Here is an 11,746-nt window from a genome sequence, read left to right on the forward strand (position 1 = left end):
GGGTTCACCGCCACCCAGGCGGCTTAGAAACACTACTGTGATGTTTAGGCTCTTGGCTCCGAGTTCACCGCCACCCAGGCGGCTTAGAAAAAGGTGTGAATGTGAGCGGGAGAGGGCTTGCCGTTCACCGCCACCCAGGCGGCTTAGAAACTTCACAAGGAAACCCCATGAGCAAAGACAGCGTTCACCGCCACCCAGGCGGCTTAGAAATCACCATTGCCCGGGGCGACGTATGCAAGGGTGTTCACCGCCACCCAGGCGGCTTAGAAATCACCATTGCCCGGGGCGACGTATGCAAGGGTGTTCACCGCCACCCAGGCGGCTTAGAAAGCTCTGGCTGGTGCGTGTGTCGGGGTCTTGCCGTTCACCGCCACCCAGGCGGCTTAGAAAGGTGACGATTAACCCATACTCTTTGCCCGTCTCGTTCACCGCCACCCAGGCGGCTTAGAAAATGGCCTCCAGGTAATCGAAAATCTCCCGCTGGTTCACCGCCACCCAGGCGGCTTAGAAAGGCCGGGCCCAGTAGAAATAGTCCTTGCCGGTGTTCACCGCCACCCAGGCGGCTTAGAAAGGTTTCCCCGGCCCATTGACGGCGGGCGTATAGTTCACCGCCACCCAGGCGGCTTAGAAAAACCACAACGGTTACGACTAATCCTGACGGCAGTTCACCGCCACCCAGGCGGCTTAGAAAGGGCACATTGTAGTGTTTCGTGATGGCGACAAGTTCACCGCCACCCAGGCGGCTTAGAAAATATAAAAGCTCTGAAATTATCAGAGCTTTAAGTTCACCGCCACCCAGGCGGCTTAGAAATACAGTACGCCCTGACCATGAACGACCCCAAAGTTCACCGCCACCCAGGCGGCTTAGAAAAACAACATTTACCGGCAGTGAACGGATTTCCAGTTCACCGCCACCTAGGCGGCTTAGAAAGTCACCCGGGGGTCAACCCCAGCAAACCGCTCGTTCACCGCCACCCAGGCGGCTTAGAAAACCCCAGAAGGCCCATGTGTTGCTGCGCAACACCGGCCGACTGAAGTGGCCGCTACCGGGCTCGGTGTTGGTTTTTAACTGACAGCTCAAGCTTACGACTTTCGCTTTATTTAGTTACACCGCCGGGTTCGGCATCTGCAGGTGCAGCTCTTCTATGGCCTCCAGCAGTTCCGGGCTTAGTGTGAGGTTCACGCTGTCGATGTTCTCTTTCAGCTGGGTCAGGTTGGTGGCACCAATCAGGTTACTGGTCACGAAGGGGCGGCTGTTTACAAAAGCCTGGGCCAGCTGTGCCGGGCTGATGTTGTGCTCCCGGGCCAGGGCCACGTAGGCGGCGCTTGCCTGTTGGGCGCGGGGGTTGAGGTAGCGCTGAAAACGGTTGTACAGGGTCAGACGGGCGCCGGCGGGGCGGGCGTTGTTTTCATATTTGCCGGTCAGCATGCCGAAGGCCAGCGGAGAATACGCCAGCAGGCCCACTTGCTCGCGCAGGCTGAATTCGGCCAGGCCCACTTCATAGCTGCGGTTGAGCAGGTTGTAGGGGTTCTGGATGCTGACGATGCGCGGCAGGCCGGCCTGCTCGGCCAGTGTCAGGTACTGGTGCAGGCCCCAGGGCGTTTCGTTGGACACGCCAATCTGGCGAATTTTTCCGCTTTTCACCAGCTCTTCCAGCGCGCGCAGGGTTTCTTCTATCGGCACCGTTTCTTCCTGCTCCAGCCTGTCCATGCCCAGCTTGCCAAAGTAGTTGGCGCTGCGGTCCGGCCAGTGCAGCTGATAGAGGTCGATGTAGTCGGTTTTGAGTCGGCGCAGGCTGTCGTTGACCGCTTCAATCAGGTTGGTCCTGTCCAGGCAGGCCTTGCCGTTGCGAAAGTAGGAAGGCCGCACCGGATTGCGTGATGGGCCTACCGCCTTGGTGGCCAGGATCAGGTCGTCGCGCTTGCCGCGGGCGTTGAGCCAGTTGCCAATTATGGTTTCGGTGTCGCCCCGGGTGTGCTCGCGGGGCGGGATGGGATACATCTCGGCGGTGTCGATCAGGTTGATGCCGTGCTCCAGCGCCATGTCCAGCTGGGCGTGGGCCTCGGCCTCGGTATTTTGCTCTCCCCAGGTCATGGTGCCCAGGCCAATCAGGCTCACGTCGATATCGGTGTTGCCCAGTTTTCTGTATTGCATTGTGCTCCCCACAGTTGGCTGCGTGTTTTTGAAAAAACAGCATACCAGCAAAGGTTGTGAAAGATCACGATGCCCCTTCGGGGAGCTGTCAGCCGTAAGCTGTAAGTGGTGCTGATTGCAGACGCTGAGTGGTGCCTGTTGGTGTGATGATGTTTGTGAGATGGACTCCGGCCTTCGCCGGAGTGACGGTATTTTGTAGCCCGGGGAACCCCCGGCCTACAATGTCCGAGTCCCTACTCCCTACTCCCTATTCCCTATTCCCCAATCCCCAATCCCTATTCCCGAGTCCCTGAAGTTAATCAGGCGCCGATGATGCCGCCGTCTTTGCGGGTGATCATCATGACGCTGGAGCGGGGCGTGCTGTCGCCACCGAGCGGAAAGTGGGAGCCGGCCAGATCTTCGCCCGGGTGCTGCACGCCCACAAACAGGGTTTTCTGATCCGGGCTGAAGGTGAGGCCGGTGATCTCGCAGGCGATGGGGCCGGTGAGAAAGCGGCGTACTTCGCCGGTGGCCGGGTCGGCGCACAGCATCTGGTTATTGCCCTGGCCGGCAAAGTCCCCCTGGTTGGAATAGTTGCCGTCGGTCTGTATCCATAGTCGTCCGGCCTTGTCGAAGCCGATGCCGTCCGGGCTGTTGAACATGTTGTCGGCATTGATGTTGGCCGAGCCCGCATAAAGGCTGTTCTGGTGCACGGTCGGGTTGCCGGCCAGCAGAAACAGATCCCAGTCGAAATCGGCGGCGGTGTGGCGGCCATTGGCTGGCTGCCAGCGCAGGATTTGGCCGTAATGGTTTTCGGCGCGGGGGTTGGGGCCGTCCACCGGCTGGTTGTTTTTTACGCCCCGGTTCTTGTTATTGGTCAGGGTGCAGAACACCACCGGCTCGGTGGGATGGGCGGCTACCCACTCGGGTCTGTCCATGGTGGTGGCGCCAACCTGGGTGGCTGCCAGGCGGGCGTGGATAAGCACTTCGGCCTGGCTGTTGAAGCCGTTTTCCGGCGTCAGGCCGTTTTTGCCGAAGGTCAGCTCCAGCCATTCGCCCTTGCCCTTGAGTTCGCCATTATTTGCGGCGGCATTAAAGCGGGCCACATACAGGGTGCCCTTGTCCAGCAGGTCACGGTTGGCATCAGGGTTGCCGGGGTTGAACTTGCCGTCGCTCACGAAGCGATACAGGTGTTCGCCGCGCTCGTCGTCGCCCAGATACACCACCACATGGCCGTCTTTATCGATCACCAGCTCGGCGTTTTCGTGCTTGAAGCGGCCGAGGGCCGTGCGTTTGATCGGGGTAGAGGAGGGGTCTTTCGGGTCGATTTCCACCACCCAGCCGAAACGGTTGCATTCATTGGGGTACTTGGCCAGATCGAAGCGTTCGTCAAACGGGTGCCATTGCCAGCCGGCATCCTCGGTACCGATACCGTAACGGGCCTGGGCCGGGGTGATTTCGGCCTGGCCCGTGCTGCCAAAGTAGCCGTTGACGTTTTCTTCGCAGGTGAGATAGGTGCCCCAGGGGGTCATGCCGTTGGCGCAGTTGTTGAAGGTGCCGAGGGCGCGCTCACCCCTGGGGTCGGCGCTGGTCTGCAGCAGCGCATGGCCTTTGGCCGGGCCGCCGATGGCCATGGGGGTATTGGCGTGGATGCGGCGGTTATATTTGCCGTCTTTTGCAAAACGCCAGCCGTCGGCGGTTTTCTTGAGGGTGAGCACCGACACGCCCTGGGCGGCCTGGGCTTTTTTCACATCCGCGGCCGTCATCTGCTTGCCCTGGTGGGGAAACATCAGCTCGTAGTTACAGTATTCGTTGTTGATGGCCAGAATGGCGGTGCTGTCGTCTACCGGAAAGAAACTCATGCCGTCGTTGTTGTCGCCAAACTGGCCGAGTTGATCGGCGGCGCTGTTGCCGCCGCCGTTGATGAAGTCGGCCACGTTGGAAAACAGCGGGTCGCCCCAGGAGATAAGGCGCTCGGCCTTGTAGCCGGGCGGCACCACAAAGGCGTCGGCGGTGCTGGCGGGCACGGCGTCAAATCCCAGCAGCGGGCTGCGACCGGTGGCGGCGGCCATGGCGCGGGAAAGCGGCGAGGCGCTGAAGAAGGCCACTGCGCCCAGGGCGGCGGCACCGCCCAAAAAGCGACGGCGGCTCAGGCTCTGTTCAACTATCTGGGTAAACTCGGGCACCTGAGTGCGGGGGTGGTTCTGTTCATCCTTCAGTTCAAACTGGCTCATTTTACTTATCCTTTGCTCACATGGGGTTACGACCACTTTATGAATGCAGCTTAGGCTAGCGGCCAATAATGGCAGTTTGATAACAAGGAGATGACGGCAAGGTGACAATCGAATAGATTGATTGTCATATCAACCCCGAACAAAGGGCCCGCTCCGACGACCCGCTTCGAGCATATCCCTATGACGCTCAGCACATGACGTCCTTGTCATGTGATGGTCGGCGGAGCAGATCCCTTTGTCCTCCTTGATGCAGCAGAGTTGCCGGTGTTGCCTCTGGCACTTCGACTCAATATCTGATTGGTATAAACGAAAAGGCCCGCTGCATGGCGGGCCTTTTCAGATCTCGGGGAATCAATCGTCCCAGTCATGATCGTGGTGATGTTTGTGCTTGTGTTTATGTTTGTGCTTATTGTAACGCTTGTCGTGATGATAGTGATGCACTTCTTGACGGTGGCCGTCGCCGGATTTGGCGCCCAGAGCCGAGCCGGCACCGCCGCCGATGCCGGCGCCAATCAGCTGGCCTGTGTCACCGGCCAGGTTCTTGCCCAGCGCCGCGCCACCCAGGGCACCCACGGCACCGCCCAGTGCGGCTTCGTTCTTGTTGCCTCTGTTGGCGGTGGCCGCGCCACCGGCGGCACCACCCAGGGCAGCACCCACCAAGGCACCGGTATCACCGCCCATCTGTTTACCCAGCAAGGCACCGGCGGCGCCACCGGCACCCCCGCCAAGAACGGTGCTGAGGGTTTCACCGGCCAGGGCCGGGGTGGCAGCAAACATCAGCGGCAGCAAGCCAAGGGCGATAATTGTTTTTTCAACATACAGACTCTCTCTCAGACTGTTCATAACTTGGCCTGACTATACAAAGGATTGCGAGTAAGGGAAGCGATATCGGATGGGGTGAGTTTGAGCCTTATCGTGCGGTTTTTATGTAAATGGCTGTTAGTTAACGGTTTTTGTTTTTATGTGGTTGCCAGCGACCTGCCGTGACCGACAGATTTTGACCGTTGATCTGTTTTTTAGTCCCTGAACAGCCAGACAAGGGTACGTAAACCCTGCTGACCGTAGCGGGCCAGACGGTCGAAATGGCTGCGTTCTATCGGCAGATACTGTTTGTCGACCGGGCTTTCGCCGGCGGCTTCGTCGATATCCGGGTCGTGGATATAGACGAATTCCTTGTCGATGGCGCACACCAGCACCCAGTGAGGCGCCTTGCGACCGTCCAGATGATAGGTGCTGATCAGTACCAGCGGCAGTCCGCCCCGGCTCAGGCCCTGCTCCAACTGCGCCAGAGTAAAGTGGCCATATTCCGGCTCAATATTCAGCGCGTCCATCTGGGCCAGAAATTGCTGATGCACCCGCTCCAGTATCTGCTTCTTGTCGGCGGTGCGTACGCCGTTCACAAACAGCGGCCCTGTCTGGTTAAGGGTCAGCGACACCCTGAAGCCGCGTCTGTGGGCGGCCAGCGCCAGGCCGTGGGGGCCGCAGCCGCCGTGCCCGCTGGTCATGAAAATGGTGGTGGCTTCACGCCACAGTTGCAGCTCTTCATCTATTTCCGGCCGGTAATCCGGGTTGAGGGCGCTCACTGCCATCATCAGTGAGGCCGGGCCACAGGTAAACTCAGTGGTCTGGCGGTAGTAGGGCACTTCTTTGCTGCCGCTGAGCGGATGATAGTGATGCACCCGCTTCTGGTAGCGCAGGGCAATTTGATGATCTTCGTAATAGTCGTGGTAGATCCCGAACTGGCGGTAACCCAGCCGCTGATAGAGGTTTTGCGCCGACACGTTATCGGCCCGCACCTCCAGGCGCATGAATACGGCGCCCTGCTCCTGGGCGCAGGTTTCGGCGGCGTTCATCAGCGCCTGGCCCAGCCCCAGGCCTCGGGCGTCCGGCGCCACGGCGATGGAATACACCCGCGCCAGCCGGGTATTGCGGCGAAACAGCACCAGAATATAGCCCAGCAGTTGCTGGTTTTGCTCGGCTACCAGCAGCTTGTCTTGCGGGTGTTCGATAAAGCGCTGAAAGCTGCGTCGGCTGATCCTGTCCTGGCTGAAACAGCGTTCTTCAAGCGCTACCAGTTCGTTCAGTTCGGACTTGAGGACGGGGCGGACGAGGGGGGCGGACATAGGTCACCGACAGGGTGTTACGGAAGCTCTCAACATACGATAATTTGATATTGGCCGCGAGAAAATTTCACTGTGTTTACGGTAATTTGCGTATAGAGTGAACCTCATATCACGGCTGCAACCCTAACGGATTATCACATGACCCAACTTATCCTGGTGGTGGATGAACTCAGCGCCTGGGAGCCGTATTTTCCCAGCGAAAACCTGGTCGACTTTCAGACCTATCTCAAGCAGCCACCGGCAAAAAACGCGCCCCGCACCCGGGTGATCAACCTGTGTAAAAACAGCAAGTATCTGTCGAATGGCTATTACTGCTCGCTGCTGGCGGAAGCTCGGGGTCAGCATGTTATTCCCTCGGTAGCCACGCTCAACAACCTGCGTAACAAGGGGCTGTTCGCCTTCGGTTTCGATGGGGTGGCCGACACGCTGTCGGCACTGGTTACCGATGACGAGGTGAAACAGATCAAGCTGAAAAGCTACTTCGGCCAGGTGACCGAGCCGGGGCTGGAGCCGCTGTGCCGGGAGCTGTTCGAACGGCTGCCTTGCCCGGTGCTGGAGCTGACCTTCAAGAAGCGTTCGCGCTGGGAGCTGACCGGACTGGCGACCCTGTCGCCCCGGGAGCTGCAGGGCGAGGAAGAAGACCGTTTCGCAGAGGCGCTGGAAGCCTACTCCCGTATCATCTGGCGCAAGCCCAAGGCCACCAGGCGTTACCGTTACGATCTGGCGATGCTGGTCAATCCGGACGAAGAGTTGCCGCCTTCCGACCCCAAGGCGCTCCAACGTTTCGTTAAGGCCGGTGAGCGGGCCGGGGTGAATGTGGAGCTTGTCACCCGCAAGGATTATCAGCGGCTGGCGGAATACGACGGCCTCTTTATCCGGGAAACCACCGCCATCGATCATCATACCTTTCGCTTCGCCCAGAAGGCCGAGCACGAAGGGCTGGTGGTGATCGACTCACCGACGTCTATTCTGCGCTGCGCCAACAAAGTGTTTCTAGCCGAGAGCTTCACCAAGCACGGGGTGCCTACACCCAAGACGTTGATGGTGAACCCGAAAGAGAAAGAAGCGGTGGGCTGGCTGGAGCAGGAGATGGGCTATCCGCTGGTGCTCAAGATTCCGGATGGCGCCTTTTCTCGTGGCATATACAAGGTGGCGGACAGGGCCGCACTGATAGAGACACTGGCCATACTGCGCAATGCGTCGGCACTGGTGCTGGCGCAGGAGTATTTCTTTACCGAGTTCGACTGGCGCATCGGCGTGCTCAACCACCAGCCTATCTTCGCCTGCAAGTACTTTATGGTAAAAGGCCACTGGCAGATCTACCGCCACAACGGCGGTGGCAAGGAAGCGGACTCCGGCAGTTTCGTGACCCTGCCCACTTTCGAGGCGCCCAAGGCTGTGATCAGCGCTGCGCTCAAGGCGGTCAAGCCCATCGGCGATGGTCTTTACGGCGTAGACATCAAGGAAGGCAAGGGCCGGGTGGCGGTGATAGAGGTGAACGACAACCCGAACATCGACCACGGAGTGGAAGACCTGTTCCTCAAGGACAAGCTCTACGACATGGTGATAGAAGACTTCGTGCGGAGATTCGAGGCGAACTGAGGCGTTTATGCTCCCTCCCGACACCCCCTCCCAGCCTCCCCCTGGCGAAGACTCGTTGTCATGCCTGTAACTCCGCTGCCAAGGGGGAGGGGCAAAATCAGCGCGTCGCCGAACTTTGAATATGGCACCGGTTTGCTCCCTCCCCTTGACCTCGACATTTTCAGAGTAACAGCGGGGTGCAACGCAAGGGGAGGGCTGGGGAGGGGTACTGCACACGATTACAAAAAATCGCGCTCGCCGCGGCGCAGGGGGTCCGGCTTGGGTTCTCCGTCGGCACAGAAGTTGAGCGAGGCCGAGTTCAGGCAATAGCGCAAGCCGGTGGGGGCGGGGCCGTCCGGAAACACATGGCCCATGTGGCCGTCGCAGCGGCGACAGCGAATTTCGACCCGGCGCATGCCATGGCCCATATCCACCAATTCGAGAATATGATCCGGATGGTAGGGCGCATAAAAGCTGGGCCAGCCGGAGCCGGACTCGAACTTGCAGGCTGAAGAGAACAGTGGTAGCGCGCACAGCTTGCACACATAGCTGCCTTCCTGGTGGTTATCGAGCAGGCCGCCGCAGAAGGGTGCTTCCGTACCCTGACTCAGCAAAATCCGTTTCTCATCCTCACTGAGCTGCCCGGCAAGCTGTTGCAACTGCTCGTCGGTGGGTGGGCTCAGATCATAGGGACTGGGAGTTTGTGCCATGATTACAGCTCCTTTTTCAGCTGATGTTTGAAGAAATGCTGCACCTTGGCCACCTTGGGCTGGGCAACGGCGGCGATGTAGGGCTGGTTGGGATTGGCAGCCGCATAGTTCTGATGATAGGTTTCTGCCGGATAAAATACCGTTAACGGTTCTAGGGTGGTGACGATGGGCGCCCGGAACACGCCATTTTGCTCCAGCTGGGCAATATAGTCGGCGGCCAGCTGACGTTCTGCGTCATCCTGGTAAAACACCGCGGAGCGATACTGACGGCCAAGATCGTTGCCCTGTCGGTTAAGCTGGGTGGGGTCGTGGGCGATGCCGAAAAACACCTTCAGCAGGGTGGCGGGGCCGATAAGGGCGCTGTCGAACTCGATGGAAATGACTTCCGCATGGTCGGTGTTCTTGCTGCATACCGCATCGTAGTTGGCGGTGTCTTTGGTGCCACCCGTATAACCGGATACCACGTTCAGTACCCCGTTCAGCTGGCGATACACCGCTTCGGTGCACCAGAAACAGCCGCCGGCCAGCACCAGCCGGCGCACGCCTGTGTTCAGGAAGGCACTGTCGTCGGCATCGGGAAAGTCGCTGGGTAGCAGGCTCAGTACAGAATCCGTCATCACACATTTCTCCTCGTGGGTAATAAGGCTACGTTACCACAGCCAACAGCCAGTCTAAACGACCTTGAATGTCCAGCTGGGATTCACAAGAATCCAATTGGTGGATATTGCGCCAGACCGGGCAAAAAACAGGGTGTGGCGAACAGAAGCCGAGCCAACCCCTTCATTCATATGGCTAAAGCACTGTCAGACAGAGGGTTTTGCTGTTGCTGCTTTTGTCATCCTGCTAGTCTATGCGCCTTTGTGCTGACTTTCGGAATCATCATGGAACTTGATCTGCTCACCCTGGGGTTGCTGGCACTGGCGGCGTTGTTGGCGGGCTTTATCGATGCCATTGCCGGTGGTGGCGGTCTGATCACGGTGCCGGCGCTGCTGGCCACCGGCATGCCGCCGACGGTGGCGCTGGCCACCAACAAGCTGCAAAGCTGCTTCGGCTCTTTTTCTGCCACCTTTTATTACCTGCGCCGAGGGCTGATTGACTGGCGCACCATGAAGTGGGCGGTGGTCTGTACTTTTATCGGCAGCATGTTCGGCACCCTGCTGGTGCAGCGTATCGATGCCTCCATACTGCAAAAGGTACTGCCCTTTCTGCTGGCGGCCTTTGCGCTGTATTTTCTGTTTTCACCCCGGGTAGGGGATCAAGACCGAAGCTGTCGTCTGGGTATTATTCCCTTCGCCCTGCTGATCGGCACCGGTGTCGGCTTTTACGACGGCTTCTTCGGCCCCGGCACCGGCTCTTTCTTCGCGCTGGGCTTTATCGCCCTGGCCGGTTTCAGCATGGCCAGGGCCACGGCCCACACCAAGTTGCTCAACTTCACCTCCAATATCGCCTCGCTGCTGTTCTTTATTCTCGGCGGTCAGGTAGCCTGGGTGGCGGGCCTGTCGATGGCGCTGGGCCAGTTTATCGGCGCCCGGCTGGGCTCCAAAATGGTGGTCACCCGAGGCACTCGGATTATCAAACCCATGCTGGTGACGGTGTCGCTGGTGATGTCGGTTCGCCTGCTGTGGCAGCAGTATCCGGCCTGGTTTGCCTGGGCTGGATAACGGAACAGTTGGATAACGGAACAGGATGATGCTGGCGACACTCTTACAACAACAACAACGTAAATACCGCTACTGGCTGGTGGGGCTGGGGCTGGCGCTGGTGACGGTCATGTTGCTCAGCCTGCAGCTGGGAGCCGTGGGAGTGGGCATTGAAGCCTTGTGGCAGCCGGTTTCCAAGCTGGAGCAGCAGGTGTTCTGGCATCTGCGCCTGCCGCGCACCCTGCTGGCGGTGCTGGTGGGCGCCAGCCTGGCCTTGTGCGGAGCCGTGTTGCAGGTGTTGCTGCACAATCCCCTGGCCGAGCCGGGGCTGATTGGTATTTCGAGCGGGGCCAGTCTGGCGGCGGTGTTGACCCTGTCGTTGTCGGTGCATCTGGGGCTGTCACTGCCGTACTGGAGTTTGTCGCTGGCCGCCTTTGTCGGCGCCCTGCTGGTTACCCTGTTGCTGCTGGCGCTGGCCCGCCGACGGTTGGGGCCGGGGCGCTGCTGTTGTTCGGGGTGGCGGTAGGCATTCTCGCCAACGCGGTGCTGACCTGGCTACTGTATCTGGCCGACGATGCCTCGCTGCGCAGCTTTCTGTTCTGGATGATGGGCAGCCTGGGCCACAGTCAGCCGCTGTCGTTGTGGTGGTGGCTGCCGGCGTTGGTGACCCTGATCTGGCTGGTGCGACAGGGCAGGCGGCTCGACGTGCTGGCGCTGGGTGAAAATCAGGCCCGGCTGCTGGGGCTGAATGTGCGCTGGTTACAGCCCCGGCTGGTGCTGGCGGTGTGTCTGCTTACCGCCTTCAGCGTGGCCATGGCCGGGCCCATCGGTTTTGTCGGCCTGGTGGTACCGCACCTGCTGCGCCTGCTGGCCGGAGGCAAGCAGCGCTTCCTGTTGCCTGCCTCTATGCTGGCCGGGGGCCTGGTGCTGACGCTTGCCGATGTGGCGGCGCGCACGGCGCTCACGGTGGGCGAGCTGCCCATCGGTGCCGTTACCGCCACGCTGGGCGCTCCTGTGTTCATCTGGTTGCTGGTACGTCGTCATGCTTGAATTTGAGAACTTTATCCAGGCCCGGCGGGTAGGACCCGTCAGCGGTGAATTGCTGGCGGGCAGGCTAACTTTGCTGATCGGCCCCAATGGCAGCGGCAAGTCCAGCCTGCTGGCCGGGGCGGCGGGCCTGAGTGACAGCGACGGCAAGGGACAGGTACGGCTGGACGGCAAGGCCTTGTCCGGCTTCAGCCTGCATGAGCTGGCCCGACACAGAGCCATGCTGGCTCAGCAGGCGGTATTGCCCTACGGCCTGCGCGGTTACGAATTGCTGGCG

At 59.9% G+C, this 11,746-nt stretch carries 9 protein-coding genes, 1 pseudogene and 1 CRISPR repeat array; of the genes and pseudogenes, 4 read left to right on the forward strand and 6 right to left on the reverse strand.

The window, feature by feature from the left end; all coding sequences use genetic code 11:
* Positions 1–2: 2 nt before the first annotated feature.
* Positions 3–991: a CRISPR direct-repeat array (repeat unit 28 nt; unit sequence GTTCACCGCCACCCAGGCGGCTTAGAAA).
* Positions 992–1,105: 114 nt separating this feature from the next.
* From UN63_RS15495 to rimI, 4 genes are all read right to left on the reverse strand, one after another.
* A complete protein-coding gene (locus UN63_RS15495; RefSeq protein WP_104488272.1) occupies positions 1,106–2,155 on the reverse strand; it encodes an NADP(H)-dependent aldo-keto reductase in 1,050 nt (349 codons plus the stop codon).
* A gap of 299 nt (positions 2,156–2,454) precedes the next feature.
* A complete protein-coding gene (locus UN63_RS15500; protein ID WP_104488274.1) occupies positions 2,455–4,368 on the reverse strand; it encodes a PhoX family protein in 1,914 nt (637 codons plus the stop codon).
* A gap of 351 nt (positions 4,369–4,719) precedes the next feature.
* Positions 4,720–5,211 carry a hypothetical protein gene (locus tag UN63_RS15505; RefSeq protein ID WP_104488276.1) on the reverse strand — a complete coding sequence of 164 codons (492 nt, stop codon included), beginning with the start codon at positions 5,209–5,211 and terminating at the stop codon, positions 4,720–4,722.
* 173 nt (positions 5,212–5,384) lie between these two features.
* The gene (rimI, locus tag UN63_RS15510) at positions 5,385–6,491 is read right to left on the reverse strand and encodes a ribosomal protein S18-alanine N-acetyltransferase (RefSeq protein WP_104488278.1); all 1,107 of its coding nucleotides are present in this window, start codon (positions 6,489–6,491) and stop codon (positions 5,385–5,387) included.
* 138 nt (positions 6,492–6,629) lie between these two features.
* On the opposite strand from rimI, the gene UN63_RS15515 reads away from it, so the two are divergent.
* The gene (locus tag UN63_RS15515; protein WP_104488280.1) at positions 6,630–8,093 is read left to right on the forward strand and encodes a RimK family protein; all 1,464 of its coding nucleotides are present in this window, start codon (positions 6,630–6,632) and stop codon (positions 8,091–8,093) included.
* A 218-nt stretch (positions 8,094–8,311) separates the two neighbouring features.
* Here UN63_RS15515 and msrB read toward each other — a convergent pair whose 3' ends face one another.
* Positions 8,312–8,782, reverse strand: coding sequence for a peptide-methionine (R)-S-oxide reductase MsrB (msrB, locus tag UN63_RS15520; RefSeq protein WP_104488282.1), 471 nt, complete (start codon positions 8,780–8,782; stop codon positions 8,312–8,314).
* Between the two features lie 2 nt (positions 8,783–8,784).
* Positions 8,785–9,399, reverse strand: a complete 615-nt coding sequence (gene msrA, locus UN63_RS15525; RefSeq protein ID WP_104488285.1) for a peptide-methionine (S)-S-oxide reductase MsrA — start codon at positions 9,397–9,399, stop codon at positions 8,785–8,787.
* 264 nt (positions 9,400–9,663) lie between these two features.
* Here msrA and UN63_RS15530 point away from each other — a divergent pair, with 264 nt between their 5' ends.
* From UN63_RS15530 to UN63_RS15540, 3 genes and pseudogenes are all read left to right on the forward strand, one after another.
* The gene (locus UN63_RS15530; RefSeq protein ID WP_104488288.1) at positions 9,664–10,443 is read left to right on the forward strand and encodes a TSUP family transporter; all 780 of its coding nucleotides are present in this window, start codon (positions 9,664–9,666) and stop codon (positions 10,441–10,443) included.
* A gap of 28 nt (positions 10,444–10,471) precedes the next feature.
* A pseudogene (gene btuC, locus UN63_RS15535) lies at positions 10,472–11,472 on the forward strand (vitamin B12 ABC transporter permease BtuC).
* A partial coding sequence (locus UN63_RS15540) for an ATP-binding cassette domain-containing protein (RefSeq protein ID WP_146084762.1) occupies positions 11,465–11,746 on the forward strand: 282 nt, incomplete at its 3' end. The pseudogene btuC and the gene UN63_RS15540, both read left to right, overlap by 8 nt.

Source organism: Oceanisphaera arctica (assembly GCF_002936955.1).
GTDB classification, from domain to species: domain Bacteria; phylum Pseudomonadota; class Gammaproteobacteria; order Enterobacterales; family Aeromonadaceae; genus Oceanimonas; species Oceanimonas arctica.